Origin of the sequence: Pseudooceanicola nanhaiensis (genome assembly GCF_020171315.1) — a bacterium.
Classification (GTDB): Bacteria; Pseudomonadota; Alphaproteobacteria; order Rhodobacterales; family Rhodobacteraceae; genus Pseudooceanicola; species Pseudooceanicola nanhaiensis_A.
In genome coordinates, this window is record NZ_JAIUZP010000018.1 from 25,156 (window position 1) to 40,842 (window position 15,687).

Below are 15,687 nucleotides of genomic sequence, written 5' to 3' on the forward strand. Positions count from 1 at the left end.
CTGCAGAAAGAGAAATCGCTGCACCCGCACGGCGCCTGTGCGGGAATGCGCGAAGAGTTGCAACGTGGGGAGGGGCAGGGTATGCCCCCGCAAAACCAGAAATGGAGGGGCTCATGAGCCGTGCATTCGTGTTTCCGGGGCAAGGCGCCCAGACCATCGGGATGGGCAAGGCGCTTGCCGATGCCTACCCGGCCGCCAGGGCTGTCTTCGACGAAGTGGACGAGGCGCTCGGCGAGAGCCTGTCCGCGCTGATCTGGGAGGGCGAGGCCGAGACCCTGACCCTGACCCAGAACGCGCAGCCCGCGCTGATGGCGACCTCGCTGGCCGCGATGCGTGCGCTGGAGGCCGAGGGTGTGAAGATCACCGATGCGGCCTTCGTCGCGGGCCATTCGCTGGGTGAATATTCCGCACTGGCCGCCGCTGGCGCCCTGTCGATTGCCGATGCGGCGCGCCTGCTGCGCACCCGCGGCCGCGCCATGCAGGAGGCCGTGCCGGTAGGCGTGGGCGCCATGGCGGCGCTGCTGGGCCTCGACTTCGCCACCGCGCAGGCCGTGGCCGAGGAGGCCGCACAGGGCGAGGTCTGCCAGGCGGCGAACGACAATGACCCCGGGCAGGTCGTTGTCTCCGGCCACAAGGCGGCCGTGGAACGTGCGGTGGAGATCGCCAAGGGAAAGGGCGCGAAACGCGCCATGATGCTGCCGGTCTCCGCCCCCTTCCACTGCGCGCTGATGGCGCCTGCCGCCGAGGTGATGGCCGAGGCCCTCGCCGGTGTCACGCTGAACGCGCCCGCCGTGCCGCTGGTGGCCAACGTGCGCGCCGCCGCCGTGACCGATCCCGCCGAGATCCGCGCCCTGCTGGTGGAGCAGGTGACTGGTTCGGTCCGCTGGCGCGAGAGCGTGGCCTACATGGCCGGCGAAGGTGTCGGCGAGATCTGGGAGATCGGCGCGGGCAAGGCGCTGTCGGGCATGGTGCGGCGGATCGCCAAGGAGATCTCCTGCACCGCCGTCGGCACGCCCGAGGACGTGGCCAAGGCCGTCGAGGCGCTGAAGGGCTGAACGCGGCCTGCGGTCTTCGCGGGGAGCGCCGGGGGCTTTGCGCCCCCGGACCCCCGCAGGATATTTGAGAACAGTGGATGATCGGGAGACCGGTCGGGAAATGGGCCGGAGCGTGCTTCGGTTTTGAGATCGGGGGGCGCGCCCCCTGGAACGAGACAGGGGGCCGCGGGCCCTTCGACCGGGAGACATGAGATGTTTGATCTGACGGGTAAGGCGGCGCTGATCACGGGCGCTTCGGGCGGGATCGGCGGGGCGATTGCCAAGGCGCTGCACGGGGCGGGGGCCACGGTGGGCCTGTCCGGCACCCGCGAGGCGCCGCTTCAGGAGCTGGCGGCGGAACTGGGCGAACGCGCCCATGTGCTGCCCTGCAACCTCGGTGACGCGGAAGCGGTCGAGGCGCTGCCGAAGGCCGCCATCGCGGCCATGGGTTCGCTCGATATCCTCGTGAACAACGCGGGCATCACCCGCGACCAGATCTTCATGCGGATGAGCGACGAGGACTGGCAGAGCGTGCTGGACGTGAACCTGACTTCGGCCATGCGGCTGTGCCGCGGCGTGATGCGCCCGATGATGAAGGCGCGCTGGGGCCGGATCATCAACATCTCCTCCATCGTGGGGGCCACCGGCAACCCCGGCCAGGTGAACTATGCCGCCGCCAAGGCGGGCATGGTGGGCATGACCAAGTCGATCGCCTACGAGGTCGCCTCGCGCGGGATCACGGCGAACGCGGTGGCGCCGGGCTTCATCGCCACCGCGATGACCGACAAGCTGAACGACGAGCAGAAGGCCAAGATCGACGCGCAGATCCCGGCGGGCCGCATGGGCCAGCCCGAGGAGATCGCGGCGGCGGTGCTCTACCTGGCCAGCCCCGAAGCGGGCTATGTCACGGGCACCACGCTGCATGTGAACGGCGGCATGGCGATGCTCTGACGGCCCTGGCCGCGGGGCGGGAATCGCCCCGCCGCGGCCCACCGGGCGACCGGGACAACAGGCATCCGGACGGATGCGCAGGGGGCGTTCCAAGGGGCGCCCCCGGCTTTTTCGGCGGGGCGAAGGCGGATTTGGCGCAGGTTTTCTTTTGCGCCGCTTTTCAGCCGCTTGCGCCCGCCCGCAAAGGGGGGCAGGCTTGCCGCCGGGGCGGTGCCCCCCATGTTTCGAAAGCGTTTGCCTCTCTTCACGCATGTGCTATAGGCGGCGCAGATTTTGCCGGGGGCGACCTGTTGCGCCGGTCGGTGTCCTGCATCCTGCAGGGTCGGAATCGCCCGCAAGGGCAGCAAATCGCGGCCCCCAAGGGGGCGAGGGCAAGAAACGGGCCTCAAGGGCCTAACACACGTGAGGAAATGAAAATGAGCGATGTCGCAGACCGCGTGAAGAAGATCGTCGTCGAGCATCTGGGCGTTGAAGAGGAAAAGGTGACCGAGAACGCTTCGTTCATCGACGACCTCGGCGCAGACAGCCTCGACACCGTCGAGCTGGTCATGGCCTTCGAAGAAGAATTCGGGATCGAGATCCCCGATGACGCCGCCGAGACGATCCAGACCTTCGGCGACGCCGTCAAATTCATCAGCGAAGCTGTCTGATAGATAGATTTCGTGCACCTTCCGGTGCCGAGCGGCCCTTGCCCCTGTCGGGCGAGGGCCGTTTGCTATTGGAAGGGCCGGTTTCGAAGACTGTCGGCAAGAAGACTGCCGGGAAGACGACGGGCCACCATGGGCAGGGCCCGGACCGCGCTGAACCGGCGCGACTGAGCTGCGGGGGCGGGCGGAGGACCGCCATCTGACCTCCGCGTGATCTGGACGGGCGGCGGCCGCTCTTGCCCCTGTGGGGGCAGGCGGGGTATGAGCGTCGCGACAAGAAGCGAAGGGGCAAACACATGCGTCGTGTGGTTGTAACGGGTCTGGGGCTGGTGACGCCGCTGGCCTGCGGGGTCGAGGAAAGCTGGGCACGTCTGCTGGCCGGTCAGTCGGGGGCGGGGACGATCACCCGTTTCGATGCGAGCCATCTGGCGACGGACTATGCCTGCGAAGTGCCGCATGGCGACGGCACCGACGGTACGTTCAATGCCGATGACTGGATGGAGCCGAAGGAACGCCGCAAGGTCGACGACTTCATCCTGTACGGCATGGCCGCCGCCGATCAGGCGGTGAAGGACAGCGGCTGGATGCCCGAGGACGAGGAGAGCCGCTGCCGCACCGGTGTGCTCATCGGCTCCGGCATCGGTGGCCTGAACTCCATCGCGGACACGGCAGTGCTGATCAAGGAACGCGGCCCCCGGCGGGTGTCGCCCTTCTTCATCCCCGGCGCACTGATCAACCTGACCTCCGGGCAGGTCTCTATCCGCTACGGCTTCAAGGGCCCGAACCATTCGGTCGTGACTGCCTGTTCGACCGGCGCGCATGCCATCGGCGACGCGGCCCGTCTGATCCAGTGGGGCGACGCGGACGTGATGATCGCGGGCGGGGCCGAGGCCTCGATCAGCGAGATCGGCATCGCGGGCTTCAACGCCTGCAAGGCGCTCTCCACCAAGCGCAAGGACAACCCGCAGGCGGCCAGCCGCCCCTATGACGCGGACCGTGACGGCTTTGTCATGGGCGAGGGCGCGGGCATCGTCGTGCTGGAGGAATACGAGCACGCGGTGGCACGGGGCGCCAAGATCTATGGCGAATACCTGGGCTACGGGATGTCGGGCGATGCCTATCACATCACCGCACCGGCCGAGGATGGCGACGGCGCCTTCCGCTCGATGACGGCCGCGCTGAAACGCGCGGGCATCACCCCGGACCAGGTGGATTACATCAACGCCCATGGCACCTCGACCATGGCAGACGTGATCGAACTGGCCGCGGTGGAACGTCTGCTGGGCGATGCCGCCGGCAAGGCGACGATGTCCTCGACCAAGTCCGCCACCGGCCACCTGCTGGGGGCTGCGGGCGCGATCGAGGCGATCTTCTCGATCCTCGCGATGCGTGATCAGGTCGCACCGCCGACGATCAACCTTGACACGCCTGCGGTGGACACGCCGCTGGACCTCGCGCCGAACGTCAAGCGCGAACGGGAAATCAACATCGTCCTGTCCAACAGCTTCGGCTTTGGCGGGACCAACGCGAGCCTTGTGTTCGGGAAAGTCCGCTGATGTGGAAGGCTGTCGCCTCCAACGCCCTGACCCTGCTGATCGTGGCAAGCTTCCTTCTGGGGGGCATCGTCCTGTGGGGCAAATCGCAATATTCCGATGCCGGTCCGCTGGCGGAGGCGATCTGCGTCCGGGTGCCCTCGGGCGGCAACATGTCCACGCTGTCCCGTGACCTGGAAGAGCGCGGCGCCGTGTCGAGCGGCGCCATCTTCCGGATCGGGGCGGATTATTCCGACAAGACCGACGCGCTGAAGGCCGGGAGCTTCCTGGTGCCGGCGGGGGCCTCGATGGAGTCCATCGTCGATATCGTGACCAGGGGCGGGGCCAACACCTGCGGCAGCGAGATCGTCTATCGCATCGGTGTGACCCGCTCGACCGTGGAACTGCGCGAGCTGGACCCGGCGACGGCCACCTATGTCGAGCGGGCCGAGTTCGTGCCCGGCACGGACGAGCAGCCCGCCGAGATCGCGACCGCGATGCAGGACAGCGGCATGCGCTACCGCGTGCTGGTGGCCGAGGGTGTGACCTCCTGGCAGGTGGTGGATTCGCTGAAACGCTTCTCGCCGATGACCGGCGAAGTGTCGGCGGTTCCGGCGGAGGGGACGCTTGCGCCTTTCAGCTACGAGATCCGCAAGGGCGATGATCGGTTCGACCTGCTGGTGCGGATGCAGGAACGTCAGAAGACGATCCTTGCCGCCGCATGGGAGAGCCGGGCCGCCGATCTGCCCTTTGACACGCCCGAAGAGGCGCTGGTTCTGGCCTCGATCATCGAGAAGGAAACCGGCGTTCCGGAGGAGCGGGGCACCGTGGCCAGCGTCTTCGTCAACCGTCTGCGCGAGGGCATGCGCCTGCAGACGGACCCGACCGTGATCTATGGCATCACCAAGGGCGAGGGCGTTCTGGGCCGGGGTATCCGGCAGAGCGAACTGCGCGCGGAGACGCCCTACAACACCTACGTGATCACGGGCCTGCCGCCGACGCCGATCGCCAACCCCGGTGCCGCCAGCATCGAGGCGGCCGTGAACCCGCCCGAGACGGATTTCCGCTTCTTCGTGGCGGATGGGTCCGGTGGTCATGCCTTCTCGCGGACGCTGGAAGAGCATAACGCCAATGTCGCCAAGTGGCGGCAGATCGAGGCGGAGCGCGCGACCCAGTCGAGCGGTAACTAACAAGGTCTTGCCGGAGGGTTTCTTAACCCTTTGGCAAGGCTTGATTTCTTGACAGGGCGCGCGGTCTATCGTATAGGTTGTGCCATGCTGGAGATGATGTGAAACGGCCCGGGGGCGACCCTGAGGGCCGTTTTTTCATGCTTTGCGCGGGGGTCCCTCAAAAGAAAGGCATGAGCAGATGTCGAATAGACCTTCCGAAGAAGAGGGGCTGCGGCTCGACGAGGTGATGGCCTCGATCGAAGCGCAGCTTCTCGCAATGAAGGCGGATCTTGAGGCGCTCGGTGACCGGGTGCGTACAGGCGACGTTGGAAGCGTGCGGGACGCCACCCGCACGCTTTCGGACATACGGGCGTGGTTGAAACTGGCGCTGGAGACGGAGGAGAAGCTCCATGAACGACGAAAGAGGTATCGCGGCGGCGACTGGGAGATCGACATGGACGGGGCGCGGGATACGATCGGGCGCCGCCTGGATCGCCTCCGCGCCGCGGGATGTCCAATGCTCGTTTCTGAATGAACTGGCGGAGGGAGAGCTGATGGCTCTCCCTTTTTTGTTCGAGTTCTGGGCCATGGATCACCAGCTGCCCCCGGATGGGGACTGGCGGACATGGGTGATCATGGGCGGGCGCGGTGCGGGCAAGACCCGGGCCGGGGCCGAATGGGTGCGCGCGCAGGTCGAGGGATCGGGGCCGCGCGATCCGGGGCGCTGCCGGCGCATCGCCCTTGTGGGCGAAACGGTGGATCAGGTGCGCGAGGTGATGGTTTTCGGCGAGAGCGGTCTGCTGGCCTGTTCACCGCCCGACCGGGTGCCGGAGTGGCAGGCGACCCGCAAGCGGCTGGTCTGGCCCAATGGCGCGGTAGCGCAGCTCTTCTCTGCCCATGAGCCCGAGGCCCTGCGCGGGCCGCAGTTCGATGGCGCCTGGGTCGATGAGCTGGCCAAGTGGAAGAAGGGCCGCGAGACTTGGGACATGCTGCAGTTCGGCTTGCGGCTGGGAGACGATCCGCGGGTCTGCGTCACCACGACGCCGCGCAACGTGGGCGTGCTGAAGGACCTGCTGCGGATGCCGAGCACGGTGGTGACCTCGGCCCCCACCGAGGCCAATGCGGCGAACCTCGCGGCGTCCTTCCTGGCCGAGGTGAAAGCCCGCTACGAGGGCACGCGGCTGGGGCGGCAGGAACTGGAGGGCGTGCTGCTGGAGGACGTGGAGGGCGCGCTCTGGCATACGGCGGCGCTGGAGCGGGCGCGGGTGGATATCCTGCCCGAAATGGACCGCATCGTCGTGGCCGTCGATCCGCCGGTGACAGGACACGCGGGATCGGACGCCTGCGGGATCGTGGTGGCGGGTGTGACCATGCGCGGCCCGGTGTCGGAGTGGCGCGCCTACGTGCTGGAGGATGCCTCGGTCACGGCGGCGAGCCCGGCGCAATGGGCACAGGCGGCGATTGCCGCCATGGACCGCCACGGGGCCGAGCGGCTGGTGGCGGAGGTGAACCAGGGTGGCGACCTGGTGGAGAGCGTGCTGCGGCAGGTCGATCCGCTGGTGCCGGTGCGCAAGGTTCATGCAAGGCGTGGCAAGGCGGCCCGGGCCGAGCCGGTTGCGGCGCTCTATGAACAGGGGCGGGTGCGCCACGCGCGGGGGCTGGGCGTGCTGGAGGAGCAGATGTGCGCCATGACGACCGGGGGCTTTCAGGGGCGGGGGAGTCCGGACCGGGTGGATGCGCTCGTCTGGGCGCTGCATGAGCTGATGATCCTGCCCGCGCAGAGCTGGCAGCAGCCCATGGTGCGCTCGCTGTGAGGGCCCTGTCGAGCGGGCTTTGAGACGCGCCGTCCGGCGAGGGGCGCGGGCGGCGCGCCGAGGTGTTGCAGGGCACCGCACGGCGGTCTCAACCGTCCTTAACGCCTTCTGCGCATTCTCTCTCGCACAGGCCGCGGTGCAAGCGGTCGGAGGGAGGCGCGGGAGGCCGCGTCGGGCAGTTTCCAACCGGAGGGGCGCATGGGCGTGATCGATTATTTCCGCAAGGACAGCGCGGTGCCGGAGGCCAAGGCCTCGGCGGCGGGGCCGGTGGTGGCACTGGCCGGGTCGGGCCGCGTGGCCTGGAGCCCGCGGGACACGGCGAGCCTGGCGCGGACCGGTTTCGCGGGCAACCCGGTGGGCTTCCGCGCGGTGAAGATGATCGCCGAGGCAGCCGCGGCGCTGCCGCTGGTTTTGCAGGATGCGGAGCGGCGCTATGAAGCGCACCCGGTGCTGCGGCTGATCGCGGCGCCGAACCCGGCGCAGGGGCGGGCCGCGCTCTTCGAGGCGCTCTATGGCCAGCTGCTGCTGACCGGGAATGGCTACCTGGAGGCCGTGGCGGGCGAGGCGGGTGTTCCGGTGGAGCTGCATGTGCTGCGCTCGGACCGGATGGCGCTGGTGCCCGGCGCGGATGGCTGGCCGGTCGCCTATGAGTACCGCGTCGGCGGGCGCAAGCATCGCTTCGACGTGTCGGGGGGCCGGTCGCCAGTCTGTCACGTGAAGATGTTCCACCCGCAGGACGATCACTATGGCCTCTCGCCGTTGCAGGCGGCGGCGCAGGCGCTGGACGTGCACAACGCCGCCTCGCGGTGGTCCAAGGCGCTGCTCGACAATGCGGCACGGCCCTCGGGGGCGATTGTCTATCGCGGGGCGGACGGCCAGGGCAGCATGACGGCAGAGCAGTTCGCCCGGCTCTCGGCCGAGATGGAGGCGCATCACCAAGGCGCGCGCAACGCGGGCCGGCCGATGCTGCTGGAGGGCGGGCTGGACTGGAAGCCCATGGGGTTCTCGCCCTCGGACATGGAATTTCACCGCACCAAGGAGGCTGCCGCGCGGGAGATCGCGCTGGCCTTCGGGGTGCCGCCGATGCTGCTGGGGATCACGGGCGAGGCGACTTACGCGAATTACCAGGAGGCGCATCGGGCCTTCTATCGGCTGACGGTCCTGCCGCTGGTGGCGAAGGTCACGGCGGCGGTGGGCGAATGGCTGTCGGGCTTTGCCGGCGAGGGGCTTGAGCTGAAGCCCGACCTCGACCAGGTGCCCGCGCTGTCGGCGGAACGGGACGCGCAGTGGCGCCGGGTGAGCGAGGCCGCCTTCCTGTCCGACCCGGAGAAACGCGCCCTGCTGGGCCTGCCGCCGGTGGCGCTGGATGGCTGAGACGCGGCGCTATGGCTTCGAGAGTTTCGACTGCGCGCCGGCGCTGCGGCTGGAGGCGCAGGAGCAGGTCGCGCGGATGCAGACCGAGGCGCTGAACGCGCGGCTCGACCGGCTGGAGGCGCTGATCGAGCGGCTGGAGCGGCGGCTGTGGCTGACGGTGTTCGGCGTGGTGGGCGTGATCCTGGGCCAGGCGGCCCAGTCGATCATGGAGCGCCTACCGTGAGATGAGGGAAGAAGAATTTTCGAAAATTCTTCTCAAAATTCTTCGAAGAATTTTGGGTGCGGGCCGAGGGGGATGCGCATGGAACTGGAACGGAAATTCAGCCGCATCGGCGAGGCGCTGACGGTGACCGACGGCGCGGTGATCGAGGGTTATGCCTCGCGCTTCGGCGCGGCGGATCAGGGCGGCGACGTGGTGCAGGCAGGGGCCTATGCGGCCTCGCTGGCCGGTCTGGCGCGGGAGGGGCGGCGGGTGAAGATGCTCTGGCAGCACGACCCGGCGCAGCCCATCGGGGTCTGGGACGAGGTGCGCGAGGATGCCACGGGCCTGTGGGTCAAGGGGCGCATTCTGGAGAGCGTCGAGAAGGGCCGCGAGGCCTCGGCGCTGCTGCAGGCGGGGGCGATTGACGGGCTGTCGATCGGCTATCGCACGAAGCGGGCGCAGAAGGACAGCGGGGGCGGCAGGCTCCTGACCGAACTGGAGCTTTGGGAGGTGTCGCTGGTGACTTTCCCGATGCTTCCGAGCGCGCGGGTCGCGGGCAAGGGCGAGACGCCCGCCGCCCCCGACTGGCGCGGGATTGCCGCGGCCTTTGGCGCGGCGGCCGAGGAGATGGCGGCGCTGCGCGACGCCTGAGCAACCCGGAACCGGGAGAGGGAAATGACGAGAACCGAGACGACGGCTCGGGCCGGGGAAGATCTGTCTGCCGACAGCTCCCCGACCGGGCAGGCCACGACCGCGATCGCGGCATTCATGCGGGAGTTCAAAGGCTTCCGCGACGATGTTCATGAGAAATTTCAGCAACAGGAAGAGCGCATGACCAAGCTTGACCGGAAATCCCTGCGCGTCGCGCGCCCCTATCTTGCCTCGGCCGCCGAGACCGAGGCCCCGCATCAGAAGGCCTTTGCAGCCTATCTGCGCAGCGGGGATGATGACGCCCTGCGTGGGCTGGAGCTGGAGGGCAAGGCGATGTCCACCGTTTCAGGCGACGGCGGCTATCTCGTCGATCCCGAGACCTCGGAGACGATCCGGTCGACCCTCGCCGGGGCGGCCTCGATCCGGCAGATCGCCAACGTGGTGAACGTGGAGGCGACCTCCTACGACGTGCTGATCGACCAGAGCGACCTCGGCTCCGGCTGGGGCGACGAGACCTCGCAGGCGGAGACCGGCACGCCGCAGATCGAGCGCATCTCGATCCCGCTCTACGAGCTCTCGGCCCTGCCCAAGATCAGCCAGCGGCTGCTGGATGACAGCGCCTTCGATATCGAGGGCTGGCTGGCGGGCCGGATCGCCGACAAGTTCTCGCGCGCGGAGGCGGCGGCCTTTGTCACCGGCGACGGCAGCGACAAGCCCACGGGCTTCCTGACCCACACCATCGTGGCGAACGGCAGCTGGAGCTGGGACAAGCTGGGCTATGTGGCCACGGGCGCAGACGGGGGCTTTGCCGCGTCCAGCCCGGGCGATGCGGTGATCGACCTCGTCTATGCGCTTGGCGCGCGGTACCGGGCGAACGGCACCTTCGTGATGAACTCCAAGACCGCGGGCGCGGTGCGCAAGATCAAGGACCTCGACGGGCGGTTCCTGTGGTCGGACGGGCTGGCGGCGGGCGAGCCTGCGCGTCTGCTGGGCTATCCGGTGCTGATCGCCGAGGACATGCCGGACATCGCGACCGACGCCTATGCCATCGCCTTTGGCGATTTCGCGGCCGGCTACACCGTGGCGGAGCGTCCGGACCTGCGCATCCTGCGCGATCCCTTCAGCGCCAAGCCCCATGTCCTCTTCTACGCCACCAAGCGCGTGGGCGGCGACGTGAGCGATTTCGCCGCGATCAAGCTGCTGAAATTCGCGGCCTCCTGACGGGGGTGGCGATGGGGCGGGCCGGGTGACCGGCCTGTCCCGGCGCGTGCCGCCGGGTTTGGCGTTGTCCAGCTGCTCCCTCCGTTCGAGCAACGCGGGTGGCACGCGTCGCAGGACGCGGAGGGGTGAGGGAAAGGGGCTTTCATGCTGATCGAAGAGAACGAGGTGCCGCTGGCCGCTTTGCCGATCGAGGCCTTCAAGGCGCATCTGCGGCTGGGGACCGGGTTCAGCGAGACCACGGTGCAGGACGCGGTGCTGGAGGGGTTCCTGCGGGCGGCCCTGGCTGCGATCGAGGGGCGGACCTCGAAGGCGCTGCTGGCGCGCGATTTCGCCTGGGAGGTCCGGGAGTGGCGCGATCCGGCGGGGCAGGCGCTGCCGCTGGCGCCGGTGAGCGCGCTGCTGGAGGTGGTGCGGATCGCCGCGGACGGGGCCGAGACGGTGCTGGACACGGCGCTCTTCCGGCTGGTGGCGGATGCCCATTGCCCGATGCTGGCCCCGGTGGCGGCGCTGCTGCCCTCGGTGCCGACGGGGGGCGCGATGCGGGTGCGGTTCACGGCCGGTTTCGGCGCAAGCTGGGGCGATCTGCCGGCCGATCTGGCGCAGGCGGTGCTGCTGCTGGCCGCGCATTATTACGAGTTCCGCAGCGAGACGGCCCTGGCGCAGGGCTGCATGCCCTTTGGCGTGACGGCGCTGCTGGAGCGGTATCGCGTCGTGCGGCTTGGCGGGGGAGCGGGGCAATGATGCCCCGGCTGAACCGGGCGCTGGAGCTGGAGACAGCGCAGCGGATCGCCGATGGCGCGGGCGGGTTTTCCGAGGTCTGGCAGGGGCTTGGCACGGTCTGGGCCGAGGTCTCGGCCCGTGGCGCGGGGCGCGAGCGGGGCGGCGAGGCGCTGCCTCTGGGACAGGTCGGCTGGCGGATCGTGGTGCGCGGCGCCCCGGAGGGCGATCTGGCGCGGCCGCAGGCGGGGCAGCGGTTTCGGGAGGGCGCGCGGGTCTACCGCATCCTCGCGGTGGCGGAACGTGATCCGGCGGGGCGCTACCTGACCTGCTTTGCAAGCGAGGAGGCGGTGGCATGAGTTACGGCGTATCGTCGGCCTTGCAGAAGGCGGTGTACCAGAGGCTGACGGCAGATGCGGCGCTGGCGGCGCTGGTGGGAACGGACATCTTCGATGCGCCCCCCAGCGGCACGGTGCCCGCGACCTACGTGAGCCTCGGGCCCGAGGTGGCGCGGGATGCCTCGGACCAGACGGGTGCGGGGGCGCTGCACGATTTCACGGTGACGGTGATCACCGATGCGGCGGGGTTCCAGCTGGCCAAGGACGTGGCGGCGGCGGTGGGCGATGCCCTGCATCAGCCGATGCCCGCGCTGGAGCGCGGCACGTTGATCTGGCTGGGCTTCCGCCGTGCCAAGGCGCAGCGCGAGGGCGCGGAGCAGTTGCGGCGGATCGACCTGACCTTCCGGGCGCGGGTCGAGGACGCCTGAGACATATGGCTGACATGGAGCGCGCGCCGGAGCGGGCGCGGCACAACCCTTTGGAGGGACTGAGATGACGGCTCAGAACGGCAAGGATCTTCTGATCAAGGTGGACATGACCGGCGACGGCCTGTTCGAGACCATCGCGGGGCTGCGCGCCACGCGGATCGCCTTCAACGCGCAGAGCGTGGATGTGACCAGCTTGGAAAGTCAGGGCGGCTGGCGCGAGTTGCTGGCGGGGGCGGGCGTGCGTTCGGCCCAGATCAGCGGGGCGGGGGTTTTCAAGGACGCAGGCAGCGACGAGCGTACGCGGCAGATCTTTTTCGACGGTGAGACGCCGGAGTTCCAGGTGATCATCCCGGATTTCGGCGTGGTCGAGGGCGCGTTCCAGGTGACGGCGATCGAATACGCGGGCGCCCATGATGGCGAGGCGACCTACGAGATGGCCATGGCCTCGGCCGGGGCGCTGAGCTTCACGGCGCTCTGATGGGCAACCCCTGGGCAGGCGAGGTCACGCTGGTGATCGACGGCACGCCGCGGCGGCTGAAGCTGACGCTGGGGGCGCTGGCGGAGCTGGAGGCCGGGCTGGGGGACGACAGCCTGGTGGCGCTGGTGGAGCGGTTCGAGGCGGGCCGGTTTTCCGCGCGCGACCTGCTGGCGCTGATCCTCGCCGGGCTCAGGGGCGGGGGCTGGCAGGGGCGGTCCGAGGAGCTGGCGCAGGCCGAGATCGCGGGCGGCCCCATGGGGGCGGCACGGGCGGCGGCGGAATTGCTTGCGCGGGCCTTTACCGTGCCGGGCGGGGCCGATGGCCCGGTTTGACTGGCCCGCGCTTATGGTGGCCGGGCTGCGGGGATTGGGCCTGCGACCGGCGGAGTTCTGGGCGCTGACGCCTGCCGAGCTGCGGCTGATGCTGGGGCAGGCGGGCGGTGCGGCGCCCCTGGCACGGCAGCGGCTGGATGCGCTGCTGGCGGCCTATCCGGATGAAAGGACACGGGATGGAGAGTGAGGGGATCGAGGACCTGGCCCAGCAGGTCGAGGCGCTGGACGCCTCGCTGGGGCAGGCGGCGGGGATGGCCGCGGCCTTCGACGGCGAGTTGCGGCGGATGCGCGGCGCGCTGTCCGAGACCGGCAAGGACGTGCAGGTGCTGGAAAAGGGCCTGAGCCGGGGTCTGCGCCGGGCGCTGGATGGCGTGGTCTTCGACGGGATGAAACTGTCGGAGGCGCTGTCCACCGTGGCGAAGTCCATGGTGAACACGGCCTATTCCGCCGCGGTGCGCCCGGTGACCGATCATTTCGGCGGGCTTATGGCGCAGGGCGTGGGCGCGCTGGTGCAGGGGATGCTGCCCTTTGCCAATGGGGCGGGCTTTGCGCAGGGGCGGGTGATGCCCTTTGCGCAGGGCGGCGTGGTCAGCGGGCCGACGCTTTTCCCGATGCGGGGCGGCACCGGGCTGATGGGCGAGGCGGGGCCGGAGGCGATCATGCCGCTGGCCCGCGGCGCCGATGGCCGGCTGGGGGTGCGCAGCGACGGCGGTGCCCCGGTGCAGGTGGTGATGCACATCCAGACCCCGGACGTGGAGGGCTTCCGCCGGTCGCAGAGCCAGGTGGCCGCACAGATGTCCCGCGCGCTGAGCCGCGGGCAGCGCAACCGCTAGGAGGGCGCGATGAGCTTTCACGAGGTGAGATTTCCTGCCAGCCTGAGCTTCGGCTCTACCGGCGGGCCGGAGCGGCGCACGGAGATCGTGACGCTGGCCAATGGCTTCGAGGAGCGCAACAGCCCCTGGGCGCAGTCGCGCCGCCGCTATGACGCGGGGGTGGCGATGCGCTCGCTCGACGATGTGGAGGCGCTGATCGGCTTCTTCGAGGCGCGTCAGGGGCAGCTGCACGGGTTTCGCTGGAAGGACTGGGCGGACTACAAGTCCTGCCTGCCGAGCGCGGCGGTGGCCTATGACGATCAGGAGATCGCGCGGGGTGACGGCGTGGGGCGGGTGTTCCAGCTGGTGAAGATCTATCGCTCGGGCCTGCAGAGCCACGTGCGGGAGATCACCAAGCCGGTGGCGGGCACGGTGCGCGTGGGCGTGGCGGGCGACGAGTTGCAGGAGGGCGTGCACTACGAGATCGACACGGCGACCGGGCTGGTCACGCTGGCGGAGGTCCCGGCAGAGGGCGCCGCGGTTTCGGCCGGGTTCGAGTTCGACGTGCCGGTGCGTTTCGACACCGACCGGGTGCAGGTCTCCGTCGCCTCGTTCCGGGCCGGGGACGTGCCCAATGTGCCGGTTGTGGAGCTGCGGGTCTGATGGGGTTTCATGCTGGGCTGAAGGCGCATCTGGAAAGCGGGGCGACCACGCTGTGCCATGCGTGGAGCGTGGTGCGGCGCGATGGTGTCGTGCTGGGGTTCACCGATCATGACCGGGATTTGTCCTTTGATGACTTGGTGTTCCGAGCAGACAGCGGGCTGAGCGCGCTTGCCCTGACGCAGGGCACCGGGCTGTCGGTGGACAATTCCGAGGCCATCGGGGCACTGACCGGCGGCGCGCTGACCGAGGCGGATATCGAGGCCGGGTGGTTCGACGGCGCCACGCTGCGCTGCTGGCTGGTGAACTGGGCCGAGGTGGCGCAGCGGCAGCTGATCTTTCGCGGCACCATGGGCGAGATCCGCCGCGCGGGCGGGGCCTTTAGGGCAGAGCTGCGCGGGCTGACCGAGGCGTTGAACGTCGAACGCGGGCGGGTCTACCAGCGGCCCTGCGGGGCGGTTCTGGGGGATGCGGCCTGTGGCGTCGATCTGGACGCGCCGGGCTATGCCACGGAACTGGCGGCGGAAGGCGTGGTGGAGAACGTGCGGTTCGACTTCGCCGCGCTGAACGGGTTCGAGCCGGGGTGGTTCACCCGCGGCCAACTGGTGGTGCAGAGCGGCGCGGGTGCCGGGCTGCGCGGCAGCGTGAAGCGCGACCGGGTGATCGACGGCGTGCGACGGGTCGAGCTGTGGACGCCGCTGCGGGCCGAGATCGCGCCGGGCGACCTCCTGCGGCTGGAGGCGGGCTGTGACAAGCGGTTCGAGACCTGTCGGTTGAAGTTCGACAACGGTCTGAACTTCCAGGGCTTCCCGGACATCCCCGGCGAGGACTGGGTGATGGTGCAGCCGGTGCGCAGCGGCGAGATCTCGGGCGGGAGCCGGAGATGAGCGGCGTGATCGGCGACGAGGTGGTGCGCGCGGCGCGGGGCTGGATCGGCACGCCCTACCTGCATCAGGCCTCGGTTCGGGGGGCGGGGACCGATTGCCTCGGCCTGCTGCGCGGGGTCTGGCGCGAGGTGCTGGGGGCGGAGCCGGAAGCGGTGCCCGCCTACAGCCGCGACTGGTCCGAGCCGCAGGGCGACGAGGCGCTGTGGCGCGCGGCGCGGCGGCATCTGCACGTGACCGGGCAGGCCGCCCCGGGCGACGTGCTGCTGTTCCGGATGCGGGAGGGCGCGGTGGCCAAGCATCTGGGGCTGGCGGCGGAGGTGGGCGCACGGCCCACGTTCATCCACGCCTATTCAGGCCACGCGGTCGTGGAAAGCCCGCTGAGCGCCCCCTGGGCGCGGCGCATCGTGGCGCGATTTGCCTTTCCCGAGAGGAGCTGAGAC

General features: G+C 69.5%; 21 protein-coding genes. All 21 read left to right on the forward strand.

Annotated elements, in window-relative coordinates:
• The first annotated feature begins 113 nt into the window (after window positions 1–113).
• The 21 genes from fabD to LCM32_RS21300 all read left to right on the forward strand — a co-directional run bounded on the left by fabD (window position 114) and on the right by LCM32_RS21300 (window position 15,684).
• A complete protein-coding gene (gene fabD, locus LCM32_RS21200; RefSeq protein ID WP_224823081.1) occupies window positions 114–1,055 on the forward strand; it encodes an ACP S-malonyltransferase in 942 nt (313 codons plus the stop codon).
• A gap of 192 nt (window positions 1,056–1,247) precedes the next feature.
• Window positions 1,248–1,985 (forward strand): 3-oxoacyl-ACP reductase FabG, encoded by a 738-nt coding sequence (fabG, locus tag LCM32_RS21205; RefSeq protein WP_224823082.1) that lies wholly within the window; start codon window positions 1,248–1,250, stop codon window positions 1,983–1,985.
• Between the two features lie 416 nt (window positions 1,986–2,401).
• Entirely contained in the window at window positions 2,402–2,635 is a 234-nt protein-coding gene (locus tag LCM32_RS21210) for an acyl carrier protein (protein ID WP_224823083.1), read from the forward strand.
• 293 nt (window positions 2,636–2,928) lie between these two features.
• Entirely contained in the window at window positions 2,929–4,188 is a 1,260-nt protein-coding gene (gene fabF, locus LCM32_RS21215; RefSeq protein WP_224823084.1) for a beta-ketoacyl-ACP synthase II, read from the forward strand.
• Entirely contained in the window at window positions 4,188–5,354 is a 1,167-nt protein-coding gene (gene mltG, locus LCM32_RS21220; protein ID WP_224823085.1) for an endolytic transglycosylase MltG, read from the forward strand. The genes fabF and mltG overlap by 1 nt, the downstream gene beginning before the upstream one ends.
• A 178-nt stretch (window positions 5,355–5,532) precedes the next feature.
• Window positions 5,533–5,868: a hypothetical protein gene (locus LCM32_RS21225; protein ID WP_224823086.1), complete on the forward strand. Its 336-nt coding sequence runs from the start codon at window positions 5,533–5,535 to the stop codon at window positions 5,866–5,868.
• A 19-nt stretch (window positions 5,869–5,887) separates the two neighbouring features.
• The gene (locus LCM32_RS21230) at window positions 5,888–7,147 is read left to right on the forward strand and encodes a DNA-packaging protein (RefSeq protein WP_224823087.1); all 1,260 of its coding nucleotides are present in this window, start codon (window positions 5,888–5,890) and stop codon (window positions 7,145–7,147) included.
• Window positions 7,148–7,345: 198 nt separating this feature from the next.
• The gene (locus LCM32_RS21235) at window positions 7,346–8,521 is read left to right on the forward strand and encodes a phage portal protein (RefSeq protein ID WP_224823088.1); all 1,176 of its coding nucleotides are present in this window, start codon (window positions 7,346–7,348) and stop codon (window positions 8,519–8,521) included.
• On the forward strand, window positions 8,514–8,744 hold the full coding sequence (locus tag LCM32_RS21240; protein ID WP_224823089.1) for a hypothetical protein: 231 nt from the start codon (window positions 8,514–8,516) through the stop codon (window positions 8,742–8,744). The genes LCM32_RS21235 and LCM32_RS21240 overlap by 8 nt, the downstream gene beginning before the upstream one ends.
• A gap of 78 nt (window positions 8,745–8,822) precedes the next feature.
• Window positions 8,823–9,374: an HK97 family phage prohead protease gene (locus LCM32_RS21245; protein WP_412070704.1), complete on the forward strand. Its 552-nt coding sequence runs from the start codon at window positions 8,823–8,825 to the stop codon at window positions 9,372–9,374.
• A gap of 24 nt (window positions 9,375–9,398) precedes the next feature.
• Complete coding sequence (locus LCM32_RS21250; RefSeq protein WP_224823091.1) at window positions 9,399–10,595, forward strand: phage major capsid protein; 1,197 nt, start codon at window positions 9,399–9,401, stop codon at window positions 10,593–10,595.
• A 144-nt stretch (window positions 10,596–10,739) separates the two neighbouring features.
• Window positions 10,740–11,336 carry a head-tail connector protein gene (locus tag LCM32_RS21255; protein WP_224823092.1) on the forward strand — a complete coding sequence of 199 codons (597 nt, stop codon included), beginning with the start codon at window positions 10,740–10,742 and terminating at the stop codon, window positions 11,334–11,336.
• On the forward strand, window positions 11,333–11,671 hold the full coding sequence (locus LCM32_RS21260) for a head-tail adaptor protein (RefSeq protein WP_224823093.1): 339 nt from the start codon (window positions 11,333–11,335) through the stop codon (window positions 11,669–11,671). The genes LCM32_RS21255 and LCM32_RS21260 overlap by 4 nt, the downstream gene beginning before the upstream one ends.
• Window positions 11,668–12,078 (forward strand): DUF3168 domain-containing protein, encoded by a 411-nt coding sequence (locus LCM32_RS21265; RefSeq protein ID WP_224823094.1) that lies wholly within the window; start codon window positions 11,668–11,670, stop codon window positions 12,076–12,078. Before LCM32_RS21260 ends, LCM32_RS21265 begins: the two co-directional genes overlap by 4 nt.
• A gap of 64 nt (window positions 12,079–12,142) precedes the next feature.
• Window positions 12,143–12,556: a phage major tail protein, TP901-1 family gene (locus LCM32_RS21270; RefSeq protein ID WP_224823095.1), complete on the forward strand. Its 414-nt coding sequence runs from the start codon at window positions 12,143–12,145 to the stop codon at window positions 12,554–12,556.
• A complete protein-coding gene (locus tag LCM32_RS21275; protein ID WP_224823096.1) occupies window positions 12,556–12,888 on the forward strand; it encodes a gene transfer agent family protein in 333 nt (110 codons plus the stop codon). The genes LCM32_RS21270 and LCM32_RS21275 overlap by 1 nt, the downstream gene beginning before the upstream one ends.
• Window positions 12,875–13,075 (forward strand): rcc01693 family protein, encoded by a 201-nt coding sequence (locus LCM32_RS21280; protein WP_222490473.1) that lies wholly within the window; start codon window positions 12,875–12,877, stop codon window positions 13,073–13,075. Before LCM32_RS21275 ends, LCM32_RS21280 begins: the two co-directional genes overlap by 14 nt.
• Entirely contained in the window at window positions 13,065–13,721 is a 657-nt protein-coding gene (locus LCM32_RS21285; RefSeq protein ID WP_224823097.1) for a phage tail tape measure protein, read from the forward strand. The genes LCM32_RS21280 and LCM32_RS21285 overlap by 11 nt, the downstream gene beginning before the upstream one ends.
• Window positions 13,722–13,730: 9 nt before the next feature.
• On the forward strand, window positions 13,731–14,363 hold the full coding sequence (locus LCM32_RS21290) for a DUF2460 domain-containing protein (RefSeq protein ID WP_224823098.1): 633 nt from the start codon (window positions 13,731–13,733) through the stop codon (window positions 14,361–14,363).
• The gene (locus LCM32_RS21295) at window positions 14,363–15,247 is read left to right on the forward strand and encodes a DUF2163 domain-containing protein (protein WP_224823099.1); all 885 of its coding nucleotides are present in this window, start codon (window positions 14,363–14,365) and stop codon (window positions 15,245–15,247) included. The genes LCM32_RS21290 and LCM32_RS21295 overlap by 1 nt, the downstream gene beginning before the upstream one ends.
• Window positions 15,244–15,684 (forward strand): NlpC/P60 family protein, encoded by a 441-nt coding sequence (locus LCM32_RS21300; protein ID WP_224823100.1) that lies wholly within the window; start codon window positions 15,244–15,246, stop codon window positions 15,682–15,684. Before LCM32_RS21295 ends, LCM32_RS21300 begins: the two co-directional genes overlap by 4 nt.
• Window positions 15,685–15,687 lie beyond the last annotated feature (3 nt).